This is a genomic window from Algoriphagus lutimaris, assembly GCF_017051705.1.
Classification (GTDB): domain Bacteria; phylum Bacteroidota; class Bacteroidia; order Cytophagales; family Cyclobacteriaceae; genus Algoriphagus; species Algoriphagus lutimaris.
The window spans coordinates 11,835-36,333 of record NZ_JAFIDJ010000003.1; the positions used below are offsets into that span (position 1 = coordinate 11,835).

19 protein-coding genes are annotated in these 24,499 nt (G+C 38.2%); 9 read left to right on the top strand and 10 right to left on the bottom strand.

Features of this window, described 5'->3' with window-relative positions:
- Positions 1 to 73: 73 nt before the first annotated feature.
- The 7 genes from JYB62_RS17385 to JYB62_RS17415 all read right to left on the bottom strand — a co-directional run bounded on the left by JYB62_RS17385 (position 74) and on the right by JYB62_RS17415 (position 8,417).
- The gene (locus tag JYB62_RS17385; RefSeq protein ID WP_205646681.1) at positions 74 to 1,603 is read right to left on the bottom strand and encodes a glycoside hydrolase; all 1,530 of its coding nucleotides are present in this window, start codon (positions 1,601 to 1,603) and stop codon (positions 74 to 76) included.
- Positions 1,604 to 1,644: 41 nt separating this feature from the next.
- Positions 1,645 to 2,763 (bottom strand): lipid-A-disaccharide synthase, encoded by a 1,119-nt coding sequence (gene lpxB / locus JYB62_RS17390; protein WP_243431623.1) that lies wholly within the window; start codon positions 2,761 to 2,763, stop codon positions 1,645 to 1,647.
- Between the two features lie 85 nt (positions 2,764 to 2,848).
- Positions 2,849 to 3,268 carry a 6-pyruvoyl trahydropterin synthase family protein gene (locus JYB62_RS17395; RefSeq protein ID WP_205646682.1) on the bottom strand — a complete coding sequence of 140 codons (420 nt, stop codon included), beginning with the start codon at positions 3,266 to 3,268 and terminating at the stop codon, positions 2,849 to 2,851.
- Positions 3,269 to 3,616: 348 nt separating this feature from the next.
- Positions 3,617 to 5,539 carry an OmpA family protein gene (locus JYB62_RS17400; RefSeq protein WP_205646683.1) on the bottom strand — a complete coding sequence of 641 codons (1,923 nt, stop codon included), beginning with the start codon at positions 5,537 to 5,539 and terminating at the stop codon, positions 3,617 to 3,619.
- Between the two features lie 4 nt (positions 5,540 to 5,543).
- The gene (locus JYB62_RS17405; protein WP_205646684.1) at positions 5,544 to 6,170 is read right to left on the bottom strand and encodes a 7-carboxy-7-deazaguanine synthase QueE; all 627 of its coding nucleotides are present in this window, start codon (positions 6,168 to 6,170) and stop codon (positions 5,544 to 5,546) included.
- 111 nt (positions 6,171 to 6,281) lie between these two features.
- Entirely contained in the window at positions 6,282 to 6,719 is a 438-nt protein-coding gene (locus JYB62_RS17410) for a GNAT family N-acetyltransferase (protein WP_205646685.1), read from the bottom strand.
- Positions 6,720 to 6,815: 96 nt separating this feature from the next.
- On the bottom strand, positions 6,816 to 8,417 hold the full coding sequence (locus JYB62_RS17415; RefSeq protein ID WP_205646686.1) for an amidohydrolase: 1,602 nt from the start codon (positions 8,415 to 8,417) through the stop codon (positions 6,816 to 6,818).
- Between the two features lie 173 nt (positions 8,418 to 8,590).
- Between JYB62_RS17415 and JYB62_RS17420 the strand changes: the two genes are divergently transcribed.
- Together JYB62_RS17420 and JYB62_RS17425 are read left to right on the top strand one after the other, a co-directional pair.
- Positions 8,591 to 11,518, top strand: a complete 2,928-nt coding sequence (locus JYB62_RS17420) for a leucine--tRNA ligase (protein WP_205646687.1) — start codon at positions 8,591 to 8,593, stop codon at positions 11,516 to 11,518.
- A gap of 102 nt (positions 11,519 to 11,620) precedes the next feature.
- Positions 11,621 to 12,646 (top strand): glycosyltransferase family 4 protein, encoded by a 1,026-nt coding sequence (locus JYB62_RS17425; RefSeq protein WP_205646688.1) that lies wholly within the window; start codon positions 11,621 to 11,623, stop codon positions 12,644 to 12,646.
- A gap of 831 nt (positions 12,647 to 13,477) precedes the next feature.
- Here the strand turns inward: JYB62_RS17425 and JYB62_RS17430 are convergent.
- Positions 13,478 to 14,401: an AraC family transcriptional regulator gene (locus tag JYB62_RS17430; protein WP_205646689.1), complete on the bottom strand. Its 924-nt coding sequence runs from the start codon at positions 14,399 to 14,401 to the stop codon at positions 13,478 to 13,480.
- Between the two features lie 179 nt (positions 14,402 to 14,580).
- On the opposite strand from JYB62_RS17430, the gene JYB62_RS17435 reads away from it, so the two are divergent.
- The 5 genes from JYB62_RS17435 to JYB62_RS17455 all read left to right on the top strand — a co-directional run bounded on the left by JYB62_RS17435 (position 14,581) and on the right by JYB62_RS17455 (position 19,293).
- Positions 14,581 to 16,107, top strand: a complete 1,527-nt coding sequence (locus JYB62_RS17435; RefSeq protein ID WP_205646690.1) for an aldehyde dehydrogenase family protein — start codon at positions 14,581 to 14,583, stop codon at positions 16,105 to 16,107.
- A gap of 78 nt (positions 16,108 to 16,185) precedes the next feature.
- Positions 16,186 to 16,584, top strand: a complete 399-nt coding sequence (locus JYB62_RS17440; protein ID WP_205646691.1) for a DUF779 domain-containing protein — start codon at positions 16,186 to 16,188, stop codon at positions 16,582 to 16,584.
- Positions 16,585 to 16,646: 62 nt separating this feature from the next.
- Positions 16,647 to 17,810, top strand: coding sequence for a dipeptidase (locus tag JYB62_RS17445; protein WP_205646692.1), 1,164 nt, complete (start codon positions 16,647 to 16,649; stop codon positions 17,808 to 17,810).
- A complete protein-coding gene (locus JYB62_RS17450) occupies positions 17,810 to 18,535 on the top strand; it encodes a VIT1/CCC1 transporter family protein (protein ID WP_205646693.1) in 726 nt (241 codons plus the stop codon). Before JYB62_RS17445 ends, JYB62_RS17450 begins: the two co-directional genes overlap by 1 nt.
- 2 nt (positions 18,536 to 18,537) lie before the next feature.
- Positions 18,538 to 19,293 (top strand): DUF5995 family protein, encoded by a 756-nt coding sequence (locus tag JYB62_RS17455; RefSeq protein WP_205646694.1) that lies wholly within the window; start codon positions 18,538 to 18,540, stop codon positions 19,291 to 19,293.
- A 38-nt stretch (positions 19,294 to 19,331) separates the two neighbouring features.
- Here the strand turns inward: JYB62_RS17455 and JYB62_RS17460 are convergent, their stop codons facing one another.
- A complete protein-coding gene (locus JYB62_RS17460) occupies positions 19,332 to 20,447 on the bottom strand; it encodes a DUF4407 domain-containing protein (RefSeq protein ID WP_205646695.1) in 1,116 nt (371 codons plus the stop codon).
- Positions 20,448 to 20,688: 241 nt separating this feature from the next.
- Between JYB62_RS17460 and JYB62_RS17465 the strand changes: the two genes are divergently transcribed.
- Positions 20,689 to 21,351, top strand: coding sequence for a GDSL-type esterase/lipase family protein (locus JYB62_RS17465; RefSeq protein ID WP_205646696.1), 663 nt, complete (start codon positions 20,689 to 20,691; stop codon positions 21,349 to 21,351).
- Positions 21,352 to 21,375: 24 nt separating this feature from the next.
- Here the strand turns inward: JYB62_RS17465 and JYB62_RS17470 are convergent, their stop codons facing one another.
- The gene (locus JYB62_RS17470) at positions 21,376 to 22,290 is read right to left on the bottom strand and encodes a glutaminase (RefSeq protein WP_205646697.1); all 915 of its coding nucleotides are present in this window, start codon (positions 22,288 to 22,290) and stop codon (positions 21,376 to 21,378) included.
- Between the two features lie 234 nt (positions 22,291 to 22,524).
- Here JYB62_RS17470 and typA point away from each other — a divergent pair, with 234 nt between their 5' ends.
- Complete coding sequence (gene typA, locus JYB62_RS17475) at positions 22,525 to 24,330, top strand: translational GTPase TypA (protein WP_205646698.1); 1,806 nt, start codon at positions 22,525 to 22,527, stop codon at positions 24,328 to 24,330.
- The last annotated feature ends 169 nt before the right edge of the window (positions 24,331 to 24,499 follow it).

A 24,499-nucleotide genomic window follows, 5' to 3' on the forward strand; every position in this document is an offset into this window, starting at 1 on the left:
ATAGACAAAAGCCCTGTAATTAACTTTGCAGGGCTTTTTTTATACTAAAATTTCTACCTGTAAAACCTTCATTTTAGTCCAGCACCAAAGTCATTATCGATTTTGCAGGTACTTGAAAATCAGTTGAAACTAATAAAGGGGATAAATTTGACTGCTCGTTGGTCAGGTAACTTTGAATCGAAGTAATCTTGGAGCTATCACCATTCAATGAGACTTGAATAGCCTTAGGCTCGGGATTCACCAAAACGACCACTTTTTGTTTGCCTCCAGGATCTAAATAGGCAGACACCATTAATTTACCCGAATTGATGGAGGCCTCTACCCTCACAAATCCCGGTCGGACAAACCGACTATAATTTCCTAAAGTCCATAGCATTTTACTTTCATAAAAAGCCCCGTCACTCTTATCCTTATCTATATAAACCAATCCATCCTTATAATTATAGGGTGATACTGCTAGCCACCAATTCCATGCAGATGCGTTTGAAATCGTTAAATCTTGATGAATCACTCTAGCCAAGTAAAGTGCTGATTCCATTCCTAAATCCCTTCCATTCCCATTTATTTCACCTTCATTCCCTCCGAGTATACAATATTCCGTCATCCAGTAGTTGAGTCCCGGTATTGCTTCCAATTCAGACAAAACTTGGGACCTTAGTTTTTCGGAAACAGTTGAAGGGCTAGTGGTAAAGTAACTATGAGCAGAGATCACTTGAGAAACATGGCTCAAATTCCCCAGATAATTCTCAGAGGATGGATCAAAAAAAGCTTTCACTTGTTCACCTCGATCAGGCTTATCAGCCAATTCAAAAAGGTAGTTTATTTTCCCTGCTTCCGCCACATCAATTTTGGCTTCAAACCCTTGTTCAGAAAGACTTTGATCAAGAATTTTTATAAAAGATGCTATTTCATCATTGGTATAAGGGTTTCCCTCTTGTCCACCATCAGACCAGTCCCATTGGGGTTCATTGACCGGACTAATATACTTAGGGTGAAGACCAATGTTCTGAAGCCCAATTCCCACAGAACTTATATAATCCGCAAAATCCTTTGCCTTATCTCGATCAAGATTGGACTTTCCATCGCTGGAGAATGCTTTCCCATTTTTAGTAAATTGAACTAATGGACTGTTTGAAAAAAGTAACAATTTATCCACTCCCCGATCTTTAGCTGCCTGGGCAAACCAAACTTGGCCTTTTGCTTTTGACATGTCAAGCTTTCCTTCAGAATTTAGGAAGGACTCTGCCCTTCTCCACTCGTCTTTGATTCCACTTTCTTTTCCTTGCTCTGCACTGCCGGCACCTAAATTGAACCTCCACATGGACAAACCGATTCCCTTAGGCTTTCCACTTTCTGACTTTGTGCTAAAAAGTAAATCAGCGATTGCATTTTTTTTCCCATCTGGCCAGAGTCCTACAAATTGAATAGACCAGGCATCGGAAGCTCCAAAATGATCAATTGTTTGAAATTGATTATTTGAATTTATGGTAAGAATAACGGATTCCTCCCCTTGAGCAAAGCTACTTTTACTTAAAAATAAGCAGCCAATACTAGTGAGGACAAATAAACAGAGATGTCTGAACAAGGGTAAAAGTTGATACATTTTTAAAAATACAACATACCCTCCAAATTCCTTTACAGGAGTTAATTAAGTGTATTCAAAATCAAATCCGCAGTATTTTCAGACGCACTAGTCTCTCCTAAACGCTCTTTAATCAAATTATATCCTTGCAGTACCTGACCTTTATAAACTGGATTCGACAAGATTAAATTGAGTTCCTTCTTCAAATTTTCAATTGAAAAATCATCTTGTATCAATTCTTTGACCACCTCCTTTTCTGCAATCAAATTCACTAAGGAGATAAAATCAATTTTCACTAGGCGTTTTGCAAAGAAATAGGTCACTGGACTGGTTTCATATACTACGATTTGGGGAACTCTAAATAAGGCTGTTTCCAAAGTGGCAGTCCCTGAAGTCACAACTGCCGCGACAGCATGAGAAAGTAAATCATAGGTTTGATTATAGACAACCTTCAACCCAGCCCGAATAGCAGGTGCATAAACTGATTCATCCAAAGTATCCACAGCTGCGATTACAAATTGAGCTTGAGGAAATGAGGAAGATAAGGCAATCATTTTATCCAACATGGCTTTAACTTCCTGAGTTCTACTCCCCGGAAGCAATGCGATGATAGGCTGATAGTTAATTTCATTCTTTTGAAAGAAAAAATCGTGGGGGGTAAACTTTTTGATTTCGTCAAATAAAGGGTTTCCTACATAGTTGACATCCATCTCATAGGTTTTAAAAAAAGCTGGTTCAAAAGGTAATATTGAATACACATGATCCGTAAACTTTCTCAGTTTAAAAGCTCTTTTTTGGTTCCAGGCCCAGACTTTAGGAGGGATATAATAATGAACAGGAATACCATGTCCTTTCGCGAATTCCGCAATCTTCATATTAAAGCCACCATAATCCACCAAAATAATTCCATCAGGACGATATTGAAGGATATCTTTTTTCACCAAGTTGAGGTACTTAAGTACTTTTCTAAAACCCAGGACCACCTCCAAGAAACCCATTAGCGCTACTTCAGCATAATCTACTGCCAATTCCACTCCGGCTTCTTTGGAAAACTTCCCTCCCATGCCTCTTACTTCAATACTTGGTTTTTTGTGTTTAAGAGCCAACACCAAATTGGATGCATGCATATCTCCTGATCGCTCTCCTGAGATGATATACAATTTCAATGATTTCCCGGGCATTTCAGCTTTCTCTAAATTTTATCTAAAAAAAGAAAAGTAGGTTTTCTAAACCTACTTTTCCATTTAATTTTTATTTCGATCGAATTCAATCTCCATAATACTCCACAAAATTCCGTGGAGTTTCGTACAAAGTCAATTTATGCAAGCCTCCTTTATTGGTGATTTCTTTCACTGCAGGCTCTAGAATCTTCCAGAACTCCATCACTAGATTTTCACAACTAGCCAACTTCCCCTCCATAAAATCCACGTCTACGTTAAGATTCTTATGGTCTACTTTTTCAATCACTAGCTTCCTAATGATGGTACTTAATTTTTTTAAATCCACTACAAATCCGGTGTCAGGATCAGGCAATCCTTTCACCATCACAATTAACTCAAAGTTGTGACCATGCCAATTCACATTGGCACAAGGTCCAAAAACCTCCACATTTTTCTCATCAGTCCACTTTGGATTCCACAGCTTGTGGGCAGCATTAAAGTGTTCTTTTCGGCAAACGTAAATCATAGCTTTCTTAAATAGGACGCAAAGGTAGCTAAAAGAAAGAAAATAATGGAATTCAGAAGAATTTACCAATCAAAAAGGAGGATGAATCTGGCTTGAATAGAAATAGATCACCTCCTACCTATTAAACTTATTAATAAAAAAACATAGTCCTTAAGGTTTTATATTGAAATTTCAAAAGCCAACCTTTTCAATAAATTAAAATTAATCTAGCTATAATTAAATTTTATTTAAGACAGCTTACAAAAATTAAAACTATCAGAAAAACCATTGATAATAAGAGGGAGAAAAAAAATCTAAGTCTTTTAAGTATTGGAGAAGCTTTTTTGGCAAAATAATGATAACCAGTACTTATAGCACTTTAATAGTAATCCTCCTGTTTAAAGCTTGATTTTCTGCTGTCGTATTCGGAACAACAGGCTCTTTATCTCCTTTTCCTTCCACCATCACTCTCCCAGGATGCATTCCCGCTCCTACGAGGTATTGTTGTACACTTTTGGCTCTTTGAAGGCTCAATTGCAGATTATAACCAGGAGAACCTACGTTATCTGTATGACCAGTAATTAAAATATTGACATTAGGATTTTCTTCTAGAAATTTCACAAGCCTTTTCAAGGAGGACATAGACTGAGGCTTCAGTTCATATTTATCAAAGTCAAAGAATATGTTTTCAAAAACAAACTCTTCTCCTGAAGCCACCGGAACAAGCTCCACATTCAAATCCTTGACATTTTGAAGCTTATCACGCTCTACATTATAAATCTTTGGCAAAAATCCCTTTTTCTCCACATATAAGCCTGAAATTCCTTTATTGGGATACAGCATCATAAATTCTCCATTCTTGCCATCTGACTTAAATTCATACAGCGTACTATCATTGGTCAAAGAGACTAATGACAAGGTTGCATCAATAGGCTCTCCGGTCTTTTCATTAAAGACTTTCCCTCCTGTTACCGTTAAATTTTCCCCTAAGTAGATTTCTTGAGGAAACCTGAATCGATATAAAATAGACCGATCTTTTCCATTTTCACCGGATGTAAGCTCTGTGAAGTAGGCATAATCTTTCTGAGCTGTAATAAATAGGGCCACTTGATCTAAATGATCGTTAATCGGTAAGCCAAGATTTTCCGGTTCAGAAAACTCACCATTTTTCACCCTGGAAAGAAATATATCCATCCCCCCAAAACCTTGATGACCATCTGAGGCGAAAAACAAGATTTCATTATTAAAAAACATAAAAGGAGAAATCTCATCCTTCGCAGTGTTCACCACACTTCCCAGGTTTTTTGCTTCAGCCCAAGATCCATCCGATTGACGAACACTATACCATATATCATTGCCTCCATATCCTCCTCTTCGATTGGAGGAAAAGAACAAAATTCGTCCATCTGCTGATAAAGAAGGCTGAGAATCCCAAGATCTTGAGTTCACCTCTTTCCCCATATTTTTTGGTCGCTGCCAATTGCCGTTGACTTTATAAGCGATGTAAAGATCACAACTACCTTGAGAGTCTGGAGCATCGCAGGAAGTATAAATCAGAATATTCCCATCCGCAGTAACTGAGCAGGTACCTTCATTGTATTGAGAGTTAATCGTTTGAGCGATACTTACAGGTTTGGTCCAAGCGCCATCCGGTTCCGCATAAGAAGTATAAATATCCTCTTTATCAAAATTCCCAGTCCCATCTCTTTTTGTAAACAGGATTTGTTCTCCATCGGCTGTGAGTACTGGGAAATACTGCAATTGAAAGTTATTGAGCGGATCTTCCAGCTTTTCTTTTTCTATTTCCATTGACTTATCCAACTGTGCAGTTAGAAAATCCATGCTTGTTTTCATCTGAACATAGTAGATGCTCTTTTTGAAAGACTCATCGAACAAGGGGTCTGCTTCCTGAAAAGTTTCATAGGCTTCCTGGAATCTTCCCTGAGCCATATACAGATTAGTAAAAAGCCATCCAAAATCCGCCTTATTCTTTGTTGTGGCATTTTTCCCTGCTAATCTTTTTTTTCCAGCTATTGCCACTTCTTCCGCTTGATCTAAATTACCTTGAGTAATATAGAGCTGGGACATTTTGATGTAGGCTTCCAAAAAAGAAGCCTCTCTATTGATGGCCGCTTTGTATTTTGCTATAGCCAAATCGTATTGTCGGGAAAGAGTTAGTTCTTCTCCTTCTTGATACAATTTTATTGCCTTTCCATCTATTATGGAATAGGTTTGAGCTTGGCTCAGGCTAAAAACAAAGAAAAAGGTTATTCCTAATAGAAAACGGTGCATAAACCTATGGGATGTCCATAAATTTATGAGTTTGAAGCGAAATTTTCCAATTTGGATGACTTTTCGAGTAATTAATAATCAAAGGAGTGAATTTTTCTGCTTTACTCCATTCAGGCTGAAGTCGTAATTCACAACTAGCCTTCACCTTAAGAGCGTGATTTTCAGCAAAGTCAAAATCACTTGCATGAAAAATAACTACTTTCAATTCATCTGCATGATCATATATGGAAGGATGAGGTGCTTTAAACTTCTTTGGCGAAAAACATACCCAATCAAAATTTCCAGAGAAAGGGTGCGCTCCTGAAGTTTCAATATTAGTTGAAAATCCTTTTTTCTTCAGCAAAGCAGTTAAAGGACCCAAATCGTACATCAATGGTTCTCCACCAGTGATTACAACTAATTTACCAGGATACTTTTCTACTTCTTCTACTATTTCATCTATGGATAAAACCGGCCATTTCCCCGCTTCCCAAGACTCCTTTACATCACACCAAACGCAACCCACATCACAGCCACCAAGCCGGATAAAATAAGCAGGATGTCCAGTAAATCTCCCCTCGCCCTGAATGGTATAAAATGCTTCCATCACTGGAAGCGAAACGCCTTTTGCAATTAAATCTTTTGTCTTCATGAATTTTTGATGAAGCGGGCAATTGAACCGCTGGTGAAAATCAAGTGCAAAGGTACGTCTTTGTATTGGAATATAGAAAGAATATCAAAAGCTTAGCGTATGACACTCTTCTCATAACTTTTTCAACATGACTATTCTAAAATTTTCAACAGAGTCCTTTCGAATCACCTCTACTATTTTAAAATTCCTACCCAGACCAAATTTGATCATTTCAGGAAATCTATTTCGAGTTTTAAAAAACACTTTCTTGAACCCATTCTTTTTAGCCCATTCCTCTTGATAATCTGCCAATGCAGTCGCCACACCACTTTTCCTGAATGCTGGCCTCACTCCTCCTATCCAAGAATACAAGACTTCTGGTTTCTGACTTTGATACCCTACTTTAAACCCTACTAACTCTCCGTTTTGCTCCGCAACCAAGGCTAAGTACATATTATCTTTGAGCCGCTCTTTATAAAATTCAAACTCAACCTTTTCATAAAATTCAGGAATCCCCTGATGAATCTGAAAAATCTCTTCGATGCTTCCTTCTCTAACTACTAATTCCATAGGAAAGTAAATTCAATCGTCCTTAAAAACATCAAAGTGGCAAAATCCGGGGATTAAACCGATTCTTGCCACCTTAATAATAAAAGCTTAAAACGTTTACTTTTTCACTGTAGGGTAGGTCACTCCCAATTGTTCCAAATACGTATCATACTTGGTTTCATCAAAGTAATATTTCTCCAACATAGGACGGTATAAGTCCATAATCTGTTTATTAAGATAAATAGGTGCCTCATCGCTGTCAGAGATCATTGGCTTGTACTGCTCCTCTTTTGTCTGCACGTTTTTAAAGTAATCCCAAGCTTCATCCACCAATTCAGGATTTAACAAGAAATCCAAAATGGTCATGGCTTCCGCTTTTGCGCCTGCAGTCACCCCTTTATGAGCAATTGGAGTAGCCATTGCAATGGCATTTGCCCAATGGTGACCTGGAAGTCCAGGGATATTTGAAGGAAATCTCAAGGTAACCGTTGGTAGCACCCAAGACACATCTCCTATATCATCAGAGCCTCCAGAACGAGGAGTAGTAACGGGCAAGCCCAACGTATCCAATTTAGTGGGAAGCCCCTCCACTCTGGTAGAGTTCACTTCCTTTTGCACCGCTTTTGCCAAAGTCTGATCTTCTTCAGACCATTCAGGTAAACCAACTTTCAAGATATTGGCATACATTTTTTCTGCGATCACCTTGTTAAAGTGTCTAGGCCAGGCTGTTCCTAAAATTTTGGAAGTCATTTCAGTATCAGTCATCAAGGCTGCACCTGCAGCCATTTTATTGGCAACTTCATACATTTCCATTATCCCATCGTATTTCACATCTCTGAAATAATACCAAATAGATGCTTTTGAAGGAACTACATTAGGTTGGTCTCCTCCATCAGTAAAAATGGAATGAGATCTTTTTAAGGGATCTAAATGCTCTCTTCTATAATTCCAGCCAACATTCATCAATTCTGCAGCATCCAAGGCGCTTCTCCCTCTCCATGGTGCTCCAGCCGCATGAGCTGCCTCTCCACTAAAGGTATATTCTACAGAAATCAAGCCTGTACCAGAAGCCTGACCATAGCTTACTCCCAAATTATTTCCCACATGGGTGAAAATACAGATATCGATATCATCAAAAAGTCCATCTCTCACAAACCAGGCTTTAGAAGCTACCAGCTCCTCCGCAATTCCTGGCCATAAGATCAAGGTTCCTCCAATATTTTCTCTTTCCATGATTTTCTTCACGGCCAAAGCCGCCGTAATATTCAAAGGTATCCCTGCATTATGCCCTTCTCCATGACCTGGAGCTCCTTCTACAATAGGCTTATGGTAAGCTACTCCTGGATATTGAGAGGCTTTTGGAATATCATCTACATCTGAGCCCAAAGCAATGACAGGACCTTCACCATTACTCCAAGTGGCAAACCAAGCAGTGGGAATACCAGATACTCCCATTTTGATTTCAAAACCATTTTCTGCCAGGATACCTGTTAGGTACTTGGAGGATTCAATCTCCTGGAACCCTAATTCCGCAAAACTGAAAATCTTATCAACCATGACTTGACTCAGTTTAGCATCAGCCTGAACTAGATTTAGAGCTTCCTCTTTTAATGCTTCTTTTTGTTTGGCAGAATACTTTTTCTGGCCAAAAGCAAATTGAGAGATCAATAAGGCAGCACAAACCGAAAGGGCTGACCGCCATAGGGTAGAAATTTTCATAGGATTGGTGGTTTGGTTAAGTTGGAAAATACTAAAAAGTACCGAGTTGATTTAAAAAAAATGACCAGTGGATATAATTTATAGACAAGAGGAATTACAGATTTTCATTCCAAACCCAGTCAATTTTCCTATTTTTGCAGGCGTTTAGCTAAAAAAACACGAATATTTCAATCATGGCGGAATACACATTTAAGGAAATCGAGAAAAAATGGCAGGCATACTGGGAAAAGAACCAAACTTTCCTGGCTAAAGTAAATCCTGACAAACCAAAGTTTTATTCCTTGGACATGTTCCCCTATCCATCTGGAGCTGGACTTCATGTGGGCCACCCGCTGGGATATATTGCTTCGGACATTGTTTCACGTTTCAAAAAATTAAAGGGATTCAATGTATTGCATCCAATGGGCTATGATAGCTTTGGGCTACCAGCAGAACAATATGCCATTCAAACAGGCCAACACCCTGCAATAACTACAGAACAAAATATCGCTCGCTATACCGAGCAACTTAAAAATATTGGTTTTGCATTTGACTGGAGTAAAGAGGTAAGAACTTCTGATCCCTCCTATTATAAATGGACTCAATGGATTTTCATGCAGCTATTTAATAGCTATTATGATCAAGATGCAGACAAAGCACTTCCCATTGATTCCTTAGTCGAAAGATTTGAAGTAGAAGGAAACAGTCAAGTAAAGGCAGTCTGTGACGACGAGACTCCAATATTTTCTGCAAATGACTGGAATGCTTTTTCTGAAAAGGAAAAGCAGGAAATGCTTTTGAAATATAGATTGACTTTTCTTGCTGAAACTACTGTCAACTGGTGTGCAGCTTTGGGAACCGTACTTTCCAATGATGAGGTAAAAGACGGGTTTTCAGAAAGAGGCGGACATCCTGTGGAACGCAAGAAAATGATGCAGTGGTCTATGCGAATCACTGCTTATGCAGACAGACTATTAAAAGGATTGGATAAAATTGACTGGTCCGAACCAGTAAAGGAAATGCAACGTAATTGGATTGGAAAATCCATTGGGGCTGAAGTAATTTTTAAAGTCAAAGATTCTGATGAAACCATTAAAGTGTTTACAACTCGAGTAGACACGATATATGGTGTTACTTATTTAGCCTTGGCTCCTGAATCTGATTTGGCTGCTTCATTGATTACAGAAGATCAAAGAGAAACAGCAGAAGCTTATATTGAAGTAGCTAAAAATCGTTCAGAAAGAGAGCGAATGAGTGATGTAAAAACGATTTCTGGAGCATTCACTGGTTCATATGCTATTAATCCATTCAACGGAGAAGAAATCCAAATATGGGTAGCTGATTATGTTTTGGCTGGTTATGGTACAGGCGCTGTAATGGCAGTACCGGCTCACGACGAAAGAGACTACAATTTTGCCAAACATTTCGGACTGGAAATCAGACAAGTGATCGAAGGATCGATGGAAGAAGGCTCTTTCCCAGGCAAAAATGGATTCATTATTAATTCTGGGTTCATTTCCAACATGTATATGAAGGAAGCCATGACCAAGGCTATTGAGTTTCTGGAAGAAAAAGGCATTGGAAAAGGGAAAATCCAATATAGAATGCGTGATGCGATTTTTACTCGTCAACGGTATTGGGGTGAGCCTCTTCCTGTTTATTTCAAAGATGGACTTCCATATTTGGTAGATGAAAAAGACCTTCCATTGGTATTGCCGGAAGTGGACAAATACCTACCTACTGAAGATGGAGAACCACCTTTAGGACGAGCCAAAGACTGGACATACAAAACTTCTGAGGGAGAGTATCCATTAGAATTAAGCACGATGCCAGGATGGGCAGGATCAAGCTGGTATTTCTTCAGATATACGGATTCTCAAAATGACTCCGTGTTTGCAGATCAAACAAAAACAGATTATTGGGGTTCGGTAGATTTATACATTGGTGGATCTGAGCATGCAACAGGACACTTGTTGTATTCAAGGTTCTGGACCAAATTCCTTTATGATCTGGGTGTGGTAAGCATCGATGAACCTTTCCAAAAGATGATCAACCAGGGAATGATCCAAGGACGATCCAATTTTGTATATAGAGTCTTCCCTAAATTAATTATCCATACAGATGATGAAAATCTAAAACCCAATTGGCCTCAAGTTTTTGTCTCTAAAGGGAAAAGAGATAAAGTTATAAATGGGGAAATTTCAGATTTTGAGAAAAATGAAATTCTTGATTTAGTCAATACAAAATTCATTGAACTGAACCCAGGAATTGATTTCGAACCACTATCTGAAATAAAATTATCAGATATTCATGTCGATGTCAACATCGTTTACAACGATCAATTGAACCTTGAAAAATTCAAAGCTTGGAGGCCAGACTTGGCTGATGCGGAATTCATTTTGGAGGACGGAAAGTATATCTGCGGAGCGGAAGTAGAAAAAATGTCTAAATCCAAATACAATGTGGTCAACCCAGATGATATCATTGAAAAATATGGAGCTGACACCTTAAGATTGTATGAAATGTTCTTAGGTCCTTTGGAGCAATTCAAGCCTTGGAACACCAATGGAATCGACGGAGTTTTCAAATTCTTAAGAAAGCTTTGGAACCTTTACCATAATAATAAGGGAGAATTCCAAGTTTCGGATGCAGAACCAAGTAAAGAAGAATACAAAGCCCTACATAAAGCCATTAAAAAGATGGAGGAAGACATGACTAATTTCTCCTTCAACACATCTGTTTCTAGTTTTATGATCTGTGTGAATGAATTGAGTGGATTAAAATCCAATAAGCGCAAGATTCTAGAACCATTGGCGATTTTGGTATCCCCATATGCACCGCATATAGCGGAGGAACTTTGGAGTTTATTAGGACATACTACTTCTATCACCGAAACCTCCTTCCCGGCATTTGATGAAAGCTATTTAAAAGAAAGTGCTTTTGAATACCCCGTGATGATCAATGGAAAAATGAGAGCTAAAATCAATTTAGACCTTTCACTTTCCAAAGAGGAAATAGAAAAAGCTGCGTTGGCAGACGAGATCGTTCAAAAATGGCTGGATGGAAAATCTCCTAAGAAAATGATCGTAGTACCTGGCAAAATTGTCAATGTAGTCATATAAGTTCTGCTAAGAAGTTAGTAAGGAGCAAAGAAACAAACCCCTGGTTTTCTTTGCTCCTTTTCTATTTTAAGGCCTATTTTTATTTTTGTTTCAATTCCATCTATGATCATCTATACCTATCCTGTACGTACTGCCTTCACAGATCGTGATCTGGAGATGATCCGCCCAGAAATGAAAATCAAGGCGTTGGAATTTACCCAGAATCCAACCCACCTTCCATTTTTCTTTATCTTTCAGTTTTTTCAACTACTATGGTACTTACCCAATACCACCCAATACCTTTGTTTTTTCGGAGGATACCATTCAGTGTTACCTGTTTGGTTTGGGAAAGTATTCAAAAAGAAATGCACAATTCAGGCTGGAGGAATGGATTGCATCAACATGCCTGAAATTGGTTATGGTAACTTTAGAAAAAAATGGCTTCGGAAAGCCACCATCTATAGTTTTAAAAACTGCACATTAATTCTTCCTGTCGCCCAAGCATTAGTCAAACAGCATTATCAGTATGACTCATCAATTTCCCCTAATCAAGGATTGATCAATTTAATCCCAAACCTGACCACTCCGATCCAGGTAATACCAAATGGTTTTGACACCGATTTTTGGAAGGATACTCAATTAAAAAGAGTCCCCTATTCTTTCATCACTGTAGCTACTGGCACCTCCAACCCTTCCAGAGCAAAAGTAAAAGGCTATGATCTAATTGAAGAGTTGGCTACAAATCATCCAGACTGGAAGTTCACCTTAGTGGGAGATTCAAGCTATCAAACTAAAAATCCCAACGTATCCGTATTAGGAAAAAAAACAGCTTCTGAGCTATTAGAACTTTACAATACACATCAATTTTATCTACAACTTTCAGGTTCAGAAGGGTTTCCAAATTCACTAGGAGAAGCCATGTCTTGTGGCTGCATCCCAATAGGTTCTGCAGTAGGTGCTATTCCAGAAATTATAGAAAGAAAAGAATTCATATTGTTTCAAAAAGATATTAAAAAGCTTGAGCTATTAATTGGCAACATTCTTTCAAGCGACTACCTATCTATGCAGGATTTATTTTCTCAACGAATTCAAACGGTGTACCCTTATTCCAGAAGAAAAATGGAGCTCCTTTCAGTACTCTCAGGATAAATCAGCTCATACTAGTGTAAGGCAAGAATTGAAATGGTTCTAATTTAAAGTGATACATATCACTGATTTACGTGGATTTTTAACAGACCTTTCTGAAGATAAAACTTCAAGGTCATGAAAAATTTCATGCTATTTCTATGGATTATTATGGGTTTTTTCCTGTCAGGATGATCAAAAGCCTTTGATTGAGATTCTATAAAACCATCAAAAAGAGAAATGGATTTTTTTAAGTTGTTGAAAATGGTTTATAGACCAAAAAGACCTTCTTAACTATAGGAAGGTTTTTTTTATCCAATTTCCATCATTTCCTCTCTAATCAACAAGGGCTACCTAAAATTTTTGATTCTTCCCATAAAGAAAAAGCCCTCGACCATTTGACACAGATCAAAAAAGATGTAGAAAATCTTTAAAACTCTTTGAAATTAATTTTTCATTAATCCCTCTTTTTTGATTCGATTTTGAAAAATCAAAATATTAAAGAAGAATTCAATCATTTTTCAAAAGAAAAGAGTCATTTGTGATATTTCGAAAGATTTAGAAAATAAAAACCGGTTTTTTCAGATTTTACATTTTCCAAGGCAAAAACACCGATTTTTTTAACCGGTTTTTTCAGATTTTACATTTTAGTTAATTAACCACTTCAAAAAAAAAGGGGGCTTTTAAAAAAAAGCCCCCGCAGTGGGTCCATTGTCAATCGTCTAAAACCAAATAAAGTTTGGCAAAGATGCCTGTTAATCTGTTTTTATGACTTTTATAATTCCTTAAACTTAATAAAAATGAATTAAATCACACAAAAACAAACAAAAATTTTTTGAATATTTTCTCTTGATTTTAACCTGCCGAAGACTGAAAGACTTTAGGCGTTAGTCCATATTCCTGCTTAAACGCCCTAATGAAATAAGTAATATTCCGAAAGCCTGCCATATAGCATACCTCTTGAATTTGGAATTGACCAAGTTGGAGATATTGTTTGGCTAGTTTCAATCTTTCATGTAGCACAAATTCCATGGGTGTCAATCCCATATCTTGTTTAAAGGTTCTTAAAAAATGAGCTTTGCTCATGCAGGCTTCTTTGGCCAATTCATCCAGGGAAATGGTTTCCCGGATATTCTTTTTAATATAGTCTACCACATGAGCCATTCGATTTCCTGTAGCAAGCTCCTTATAGGTTTTTTCCATCATATCTCTGGCTTGAGTCTGGCTCAATCGAATTAGTAATTCTTTCAATGCCAAGGTCGCGATCAAGTCTTTTTCTTTGGATCCATCCTTCACACCAATTCGAATGAAACGATTAATAATCTCGGAAAGATCCTTAGTATTAATCAAATGAAAATAGCTTAAATCGAGTCCCCAATCCTTGGAAATCATTTTATCAGGAAACTTTTCATTTAAAAGATTGAACGTTGCCTCTATCATTTCCTTTGAAATTGAAAGAGCAATACATTGAGTAGGGTTATCTAACTTTGCCTCGGGAAAATCAATTTTCATAACTTCATTAGGCGGAACAATAACAGATTCTCCAGGCAGGTAATCGAAGCCCGGCTTATCGAATAAGTGCATCACTTTTTTGCCTTTCAACATGGTAGTCAATACCAAGTCTCCAAAAACCAAATTCACATCATCGGCTTGTTGATGTGTTTCAAAAATATTCAATTCACAGTTTTCAAGGGTGTAGGTGGTACGGTTCTCCACCAGCGTTTTTAAATCCCTTGCATTTCTCCAAGGTACACCTGCTACAAAGTTATTTTGGGTCATGACAATAAAAATACTAATAATTCAACGCTTCTAATAAAGTAAAGTTTATAGTTCACCTGTTTATATGGAATTCCAACATGCCCGAGAATATCATTTCAGGTGGATGAGATGATGATTCAGTGTAATTTTTTAGAAAAGATTATAATGAAATTTGATTTTAACCAAAATAACCGTCTATTATGACAACACAAACATTATCTCAATCCAAGCCTGTAGACCGCCCAACTGTCAAGGCTAAATATGATCACTTCATTGGAGGAAAATGGGTTGCTCCAGCTTCTGAGGAATATTTTGACAACATCTCTCCAATTGATGGAAAGCCATTTACCAAAGCTGCAAGAGGGAATAAAGAAGACGTTGAAAAAGCAATTGATGCTGCACATGAGGCTTTCAAGACCTGGTCTAAAACATCAGCAGCTGAAAGAAGTAGGGTTTTAAATAAAATCGCAGACATTATTGAGGATAACCTTGAAATGTTAGCAAGATTGGAGACAGTCGATAATGGTAAAGCACTTCGAGAAACCAGAGCTGCAGATTTACCTTTATGTGTTGACCATTTCAGATATTTTGCCGGCGTGATCCGTGCAGATGAAAGTACGATTTCTGAGCATGATGAACACACAGTAAGTATTGCCTTACACGAACCACTAGGAGTAGTTGCTCAAATCATCCCCTGGAATTTCCCTCTTTTGATGGCGACATGGAAAATAGCACCAGCATTGGCAGCAGGATGCTGTACCGTTGTAAAACCTGCTGAACAAACTCCAACCAGCATTATGGTCCTGATGGAGTTGATCGCTGATGTTTTACCTCCTGGAGTAATTAATGTAGTAACAGGATTTGGAGTCGAAGCGGGTAAACCCTTGGCCACATCCACAAGAGTAGCAAAAGTTGCTTTCACCGGAGAAACTACCACAGGTAGATTAATTATGCAATATGCATCTGAAAACCTGATCCCAGTAACTATGGAGCTAGGTGGTAAATCACCAAATATCTTCATGAAATCTGTAGCAGATGCAGACGATGAGTTTTTTGACAAAGCAGTTGAAGGTGCTGTGATGTTTGCTTTAAATCAAGGCGAAGTTTGTACTTGTCCATCCAGAATCTTGGTCCATGAGGATATATATGACAAGTTTATGGAGCGCGTCATTGAACGAACCAAAGCCATTAAAATGGGGCATCCGCTAGCTGAGGATACCATGATGGGAGCTCAAGCATCCAACGATCAATACGAGAAAATTCTTTCTTACCTAGACATTGGCAAGCAAGAAGGAGCCATCACGCTATGCGGTGGAGAAAAAGCAGGATTGAATAGTGGACTGGAAACAGGGTACTATATCAAACCGACCATTTTCAAAGGAAATAACAAAATGCGTGTATTCCAGGAAGAGATTTTCGGTCCAGTAACTTGTGTAACCACCTTCAAAACCACGGAAGAGGCAATTGCAATCGCCAATGATACCATGTATGGCCTGGGAGCAGGATTATGGTCAAGAGATGCACATGAGTTGTATCAAGTTCCACGTGCGATTCAGGCAGGTCGTGTTTGGGTCAACTGCTATCATGCTTATCCAGCTCATGCTCCATTTGGAGGATACAAAAAATCTGGATTTGGTAGAGAAAATCACTTGATGATGCTAGACCATTACAGACAAACTAAAAACATGTTGATCTCCTACAGTAAGGAGAAACTTGGATTCTTTTAATTGTCAATCTAAACAAACCAGAAAAGGCAGGAGAAATATCTTCTGCCTTTCTTTACATTACCCAAAAACCAAAATAACATGGAACCCATTAAAAGAGTGTTAATCACCGAACAGGCAAAAGAAGTAATTGATACCCTAAGAAAAAGATTTGGGACTGAATTGATGTTTCATCAAAGTGGAGGATGCTGTGATGGATCTTCTCCCATGTGTTTCGAAAAAGGAGACTTCAAAGTAGGCAGTCAAGATGTATGGCTAGGGGAAGTTTATGGCTGCGATTTTTTCATGAGTGCCGACCAATTTGAATACTGGAAACATACTCAGCTCACATTGGACGTGACACCGGGAAGAGGAAGTAGTTTTTCTATAGAAATCCCAATGGGAATACGGTTTATGATTCGTTCCAAACTATTCACCGAAGAGGAGTTAAAAAACCTTAGTCCTATAAAAAGTGGAGAAGAACTCTTAAAAGAGGACTAAACTTATTTTGGATTCAGGTGACATTACATTTTTCGCTATCTTCAAAAGCATAACCATTAGCTATGAAGAAATTATTATTTGCATTAGGAGTAATTACGATCCTTTATTTTATAGCCACTTATTTCGTTCCTCCCTATATTGAAGAACAGCGGAACCCTGTAAAATCTCCCCCACCTTATTCTGTGTCCTCTGAAGCACAGGAAATTTATGATCGACTGGATTTTATTTCAGACCTTCATTGCGACGCATTATTATGGGGTAGGGATTTAACCCAAAAAGGCACCATCGGACATGTTGACTTCCCAAGGATGAGGGAAGCGAATGTAGGTTTGGAAATGTTTACGATCGTTTCAAAATCCCCTTCGGGACAAAACATGAAAAGTAATAGTGCAGATACTTTCGACAATATCACCCCTCTGACAATTGCGAAGGGAGAAGCCCCCAATCAATGGTTTAGCCTAATCAATAGAACACTAGGACAAGCCGAAAGCCTACATCAATTTATCGAAGAAGAGAATGGAAAAGTAATTTTTGTTCATGACAAAAAAAGCTTCGAAGAATTAATCTCTGCTCGAAACAATGATAAAACAGTAGTTGGTGCCATGTTGGGTATAGAAGGCGCACATGCCTTGGAGGGATCATTGGAAAACTTGGAAAAAGTTTACGAAGCTGGAATTCGAATGATCGGCCCCACCCACTTCTTTGACAACGAACTTGGAGGCTCAGCACATGGAGAAAACGGTACTGGTTTGACTGACTTTGGAAAATCTGTCATCAAAAGAATGAACGAGCTTAACATATTTGTAGACTTGGCTCATTGCTCACCTGCCATCGTGGAAGATGTTTTGGAAATGACTACAAAACCAGTCATGGTTTCTCATATTGGCGTACAAAGCGTGCTAGATTCTCAAAGAAATCTGAGTGACGATCAAATCAGGAAAATCGCCGCTAACGGAGGTATTATTGGGGTTGCTTTTTTTGATATGGCTGTAGGAGTACCAGAAATCGATGGAATTGTGGCAACGATGAAACACATTCGAGATTTGGTAGGTATCGAGTACATTGCACTTGGTTCTGATTATGATGGAGCAGTGGAGGTACCTTTTGATATCACTGGCTTGCCCCTTATTGTAGAAGCGCTCCTAAAAGAAGGTTTTACTGAAGAAGAAATTCGGGCAATCATGGGAGAAAATGTAAAGCGGTTCTTTCTTAAAAATTTGATCTAATGAACGAATCTCAAATACATCAGGAGAGTAAATACTTTCGAAAACTTCAAGAATATTTAAGTGAGTTTGTCTACGGAGGAATCGATGGAGCGGTCACCACATTTGCAGTAGTCGCAGGTGGATTTGGAGCAGATTTAGATGCTGGCATCATCATCATTTTAGGCTTTGCCAATCTATTTGCTGATGGGTTTTCTATGTCCGTAGGCGCCTATCTATCTGCAAAAAGTAGTAAAGAAAACTTCAAGAAACATGAAGCCATTGAATATTGGGAAATCGAAAATCTTCCAGAAGTAGAACGAGAGGAAATTGTTGAAATCTACAAAGCAAAAGGATTCAAGGGAGAATTATTAGAAAAAGTGGTGGAACAGATCACCTCCAACAAAGAATTGTGGGTTGCGGAAATGATGAAAGATGAACTCAACCTCATGCAGGAATCCAAAAGCCCATTTAAAATTGGTCTGGCTACATTCATTTCATTTTTATCAGTAGGATTTATTCCTTTATTAGTTTACTTATGGACCTATTTTAATCCGTCTGAAATAAACATATTCCTATGGACAAGTATTCTTACCGGAATTGCTTTTATAATCATAGGCTGGCTAAAATCTATTGTCAATCAAACTTCAGAGTTTAAAAGCATTACTGAAACACTTGCTCTTGGAGTTTTGGCGGCTGTGGTTGCCTACTATGTAGGAGACCTATTAGAAAATTTTTTTCTTAAGTAATTATGAAAACAATCGATGAAGTTTTGTTGCGCATGGATGAGATTGTAGCAGAATGCGAGCAAAAGAATTCAAGGATAGGCTATTTCGCTATATTATATAGACAAGTGACCCGTCGGATTAAAAAAGGAATTGAACTTCAGGAGTTTGAAGACAATCTAAGAATGGAGCGACTAGACGTTCTGTTTGCAGGTAGGTTTATTGATGCATATGATACTTGGAAATCCGGACAAAAACCTACCAAAAGTTGGGATATTGCATTTGAGGCTAGTAAATCAAGTTCTTACTTAGTATTGCAGCACTTGTTTTTGGGTATCAATGCTCATATTAACCTAGACTTAGGCATTTCTGCTGCCGAAACGATGGGCAGCAAGCCTCTAGAGGGAATTCAAAAAGACTTCAATAAAATCAATTCCATCTTAGCAGAATTGGTAGACGGCGTAAAAACAAATATTAGTAAAGTTTCTCCGATTTTTGGCTTATTGATTCCTCTGGCAAAAGGACGTGATGAAATGCTCTTGAATTTCAGTATTCAATTGGCAAGAGATGGTGCTTGGAAGTATGCAGGAGAATACTATGCAGATTTGGATCGGGAATCATTAATTAAAGATCGGGATTTGAATATTTCAAACTTGGCCAACAAACTGATTCGCCCAGGAAAATTTCTTTCCTTCTTGGTGAAAATCATTGGCGTTGCTGAATGGAAATCTGTTAGCAACACTATGAATCAACTAGACATAGTAGCACATAGATCAATCTAAAAAAAATAAGGGCAGTAAACCGAACTACCCTTTTCAAATTAGATTCTATATTTTGATTCCAGGTCAGCAATTTCTGACTCTGTCATTACCTCATTTTTCCGATTGGTTTTCTTCTTTTTCAAATCGGTAGCATAAAAATGGGTTTCCTGAAAGTAATCCACCCTCGCATTGGATTCACCCATAGCTTTGGTCCATTTTTCACTCTTAAAGAGTCTCACTTTGTCTTCATGCAATTCTAGATATTCATCATAAGGACCTCTTGGCGAAATTAATTTCACAAAAATCGGAGCAGTCTCAATTGCAATAAAAAGAAGCATAATAAAAACATTGGCCATAGCCATCGCTCCGCTTTCTTCCGTCAAACTAGATAAAGCATCCATTCGTGCTGCTAGCCCATCAAACCCTTCTATTCCAGGCTGCTGTTTTTCAAACTCAGCTTGTCGTAAAGCCATAAAGTCCCTGATTTGAGCTTCTACAGTATCTATTCTAACTTGATTTCTAGCTCTTAAATCATCCAATGCCATTTGAGCAGCATCCAGTTGTTGTTCCTTTTTCTTTGCATTGGTGCCAATCCCCACTATTCCGCTGGTACTGGCAGTTTTCTCTCCAAACCGTTCGGCATCATACTCTCTTTGTACTTGGTCTCTAAAAGCTTCTGCATTCAAAACCTCTGCTTTCAAAGTCTCTATTTTCAATTCCAACTCCTGTATTTCTGGAAATCCTTTCGCAAGGTTTGCCTTCGATTGAGCAATGAATTCGGTTCGTTTCTCATCAATTTTACGATTGATCTCACGCTCAAACATTTTTAGCTCAAGGGGTTTTGAAATAACAAGTGCAAGCAATACTGCCAACACCAACCTGGGTATCGCCAATTTCCATTCTCCCCAAGCACTCTTCTTTTTCCTCATGCTAGACACAATAAATCGATCTAGGTTGAAGATCATAAATCCCCATAAAAGGCCAAATAAAATTGCTGGCCAAACTGATTGGAATACCGTAAATAAGGCATAACCTGCTGCCAAGGCTGCTAGTACTCCTGTAAAGAAAACAGTAGCACCAATTCCTATATATTTATTCGATTCAGTGGGTGATCTTTTCAACAATGAAAAATTCGCTCCACTACAAAACCAAAAAAAACGAGTGAGTTGCTCCATGAAAAGGGTATTTGGAATGATTTGCCTTTATAACGCTAAAACTTCACCAAAAAACTTGGTTCATCACGCTCAAATTATGAAATGTGACGAAATCATGAATTAAAGGCGTTTAAAGGCCTTTTCCCTGGAGAAAATGTGACGAAATTCAAGATGAACAAATCTTCAATTTGTCCGAAGTGTACGAGAATGAGCATGTTATGGACGATTTTGACCATTCCCAAAAAGCGAATATCTTTAGTTTATGAAAACAAATACCCTTTTAGCCGCTATACTTTTTACCCTATTTCTAGGAATAAATCAAGTGTTTGCCCAAGGCAATCGATTCGATCAGGAAGTTGAAAACATCAGCCATAAAATTGACAGCATTGGATGGTCAAAGGGTGAAGTGGTTTTCACTGGTAGTTCCAGTGTAAGAATGTGGAAAAACCTGCAGGAGCAATTTCCCGATGTACCGATTATAAATACCGGCTTTGGCGGATCCACTGCCTTGGATTTATCGGAGCAGTTATTCCCCTTGGTTTTAAGATTGGAACCATCCAAAGTTTTTATTTATGAAGGTGACAACGACATCAGCGGAGGTAAAACTGCAGCAGAAATCATGGCTACTTTGGATCAAATCGTCACTAGAATCCAAAAACAACTTCCAAACACTATAGTCAACTTGATTTCCGCTAAACCAAGCCCTTCAAGATGGGAATTAAAAACTTCCTATATGGTCTTAAATGATTTGATGAGGCAATATTGCACTACGCATGATAATGTCAACTTTGTAAACGTTTGGGACATTATGTTAGATAAAAGTGGAGTTCCCAGAGCTGATATTTTCATAGGAGACAACCTCCACATGAATGAAAAGGGATATGAACTTTGGAAAGAGGTATTCACTCCTTTCTTAGAGAAGTAATTTCTATAAAATGAAGCAGAACGCTTAAAAAAGTGAAAACGCTAATTTATCGGTCAGCAGCTCCAAAGCCCTGATCGATTTAACGGAATTGCCTTTTTCATTGAGTTCAGGGCTCCATACAGCAATGCTAAACTTATGTGGCATTACTGCTGCTACTCCTCCCCCTACTCCACTTTTCCCTGGCAAACCTACTTTATATGCAAATTCTCCCGCTTCATCGTAAAAGCCACAAGTCAACATCAGGGCATTGACTCTTCGGGCATGGCTTTCTGATAAGATCTCTCTATTGGCATAGATGGAATATCCGTCATTGGCTAAAAAGGAAAAGGTTTTTGCTAGCTCCACGCAACTCATTTCCATGGCGCAGTGTGAAAAGTAAACATCTAATACCTCTTCAATTGAGTTTTCAAAATTATTAAAGGACTTCAGAAAATAAGCTAATGCCGTATTTCTAGCTGCATTATTCTTTTCAGAATTCATTACCGCTTGATTAATTCTGACACAATCACAGCCTGAGATCTCGTTGATAAATGCGGATATCTGTTCTAAAGGGTTTTCAAATTTACTGCAAAGAGCATCTGTAATCACCAAAGCTCCCGCATTGATAAATGGGTTTCTCGGTATTCCATTTTCATACTCCAACTGCGCAATAGAATTAAATGGGTTTCCGCTTGGCTCCACATTCACACGAGACCATAATTTTGAATTAAATCGATGGAATACCATGGTAAGTGTATGCACTTTACTGATACTTTGAATAGAAAAAGGTGTTTGGTAATCCCCTACTCCATAGACATTCCCTTGAAGATCCACCAAGGCAATACCGAATTGATTTGGGTCTACGTTGGCGATTTCTGGAATAAAGTCTGCGACTTTGCCTTTTAGGTTCTCTGCTTGTACATCTTGATATACTTCTTCTATTAATTGCTGGTAATCCATATCACAAAAGTTAAAAATTAAATAGAGATTAATTTCTTTTGAAGAAACAATCTACCTATCATTTTAAAAGTGAAGAAGTATGTAATCTGCCGGTATAAAATCAAACTTACCTAAATCAATTCTTTACCGGGCTCATTTATTCCAAGGATTTCAGTGTTTAGATATGATCATTAATATTTCCATAACCTAATTCCCAAATTTTATTCGTACTTTTGCGGCTCAATTAGGCAAACCATGCAGAATATTCGGAATATCGCGATCATCGCACACGTTGACCACGGCAAGACAACATTGGTTGACAAAATCATTCATGCTTCAAAGATCTTCAGAGAGAACCAGCAGTTCGATGACCTGATTTTGGATAATAACGATTTGGAACGTGAAAGAGGAATTACTATTCTTTCAAAAAACGTATCTGTTCGATATAGAGATACCAAAATCAACATCATTGACACTCCTGGTCACGCCGACTTCGGTGGTGAAGTAGAACGTGTATTGAAGATGGCTGATGGAGTTATTCTTTTGGTAGATGCTTTTGAAGGCCCAATGCCACAAACAAGATTCGTTCTTGGAAAAGCCTTGGACCTAGGATTAACACCAATTGTTGTAGTAAACAAAGTAGACAAAGAGAATTGTCGTCCTGATGAAGTCCATGAGGCGGTATTTGATTTGATGTTCAACTTAGACGCTACTGAGGAGCAATTGGATTTTCAAACGCTTTACGGATCAGCTAAGCAGAACTGGATGGGACCGGATTGGCAAAAACCAACGGATTCCATTATTCCATTGCTTGATGCTATTGTAGACCATATTCCTGCTCCAAAAATTGACGAAGGGTCTCTTCAGATGCAGGTAACTTCATTGGATTACTCCAATTTCGTAGGCCGTATCGCCATCGGAAGAGTAAAAAGAGGTACAATCAAAGAAGGTGCGCAAGTTACGCTTTGCAAAGCTGACGGAGTATTCAAAAAAGTAAAAGTAAAAGAACTTCACACGTTTGAAGGACTTGGAAAAGCAAAAGTTACTGAAGTAGTGGCTGGAGACATTTGTGCTGTAACCGGTATTGAAGACTTTGAAATCGGAGACACTATTGCTGCTGCAGAAAACCCTGAGCCTCTACCAAGAATTGCTATTGATGAGCCTACTATGAATATGCTCTTCACCATCAACAACTCTCCTTTCTTTGGTAAAGAAGGAAAATTTGTGACTTCTCGTCACTTGAGAGATCGTTTGATGAAAGAGACTGAGAAGAACCTGGCATTAAGAGTGGAACCGACGGATTCTGAAGATAAATTTCTGGTTTATGGACGAGGTATCCTTCACTTGTCAGTTTTGATTGAAACAATGAGAAGAGAAGGATATGAATTGCAAGTAGGTCAGCCTCAAGTAATTTATAGAGAAATCGACGGAGTTAACTGCGAACCAATAGAAACATTGGTTGTAGATGTTCCTGCTGAATCTTCCGGTAAAGTAATTGAATTGGCTACCCAAAGAAAAGGTGAATTGTTGATCATGGAGCCAAAAGGTGATTTACAACACCTTGAATTCAAAATTCCTTCAAGAGGATTAATTGGTTTGAGAAACAATGTATTGACCGCTACGCAAGGTGAAGCGATCATGAATCATAGATTTACAGCTTACGAACCATTCAAAGGAGCTATCCCTGAAAGAAATACAGGATCTATCATCTCCATGGAAGGCGGCCAATGTACTGCTTATGCGATTGATAAGCTTCAGGACAGAGGAACCTTCTTTGTAAATCCAGGAGAAGAACTTTATGGAGGTCAGGTTATTGGAGCTCACAACAGAGATAATGACATTGTTGTAAACGTTCAGAAAGGAAAGAAACTGACGAACATGAGAGCCTCTGGTTCTGATGACAACACCAAAATTGCTCCTGCTGTGAAGTTTTCTTTGGAAGAATCCATGGAATACATCCAGAAGGATGAATACCTTGAAATCACTCCTAAAACTATCCGAATGAGAAAAATTTATTTGGATGAAGGAGAAAGAACTAGAATGGCTAAGAAAGAAGCTTAATTAGAGCATCTTGAACTATATCAAATCCCGTAGGTAAACGTCTACGGGATTTTTTTTTGACTACTTCACTAAAAATGCAATCGGGAATATGAACTAAAATTTTAAAAAATAAATTTCTTGACTTGGAATAATTTTCCCTTTCAATAAAACTTCATACGTGAAAAAATCC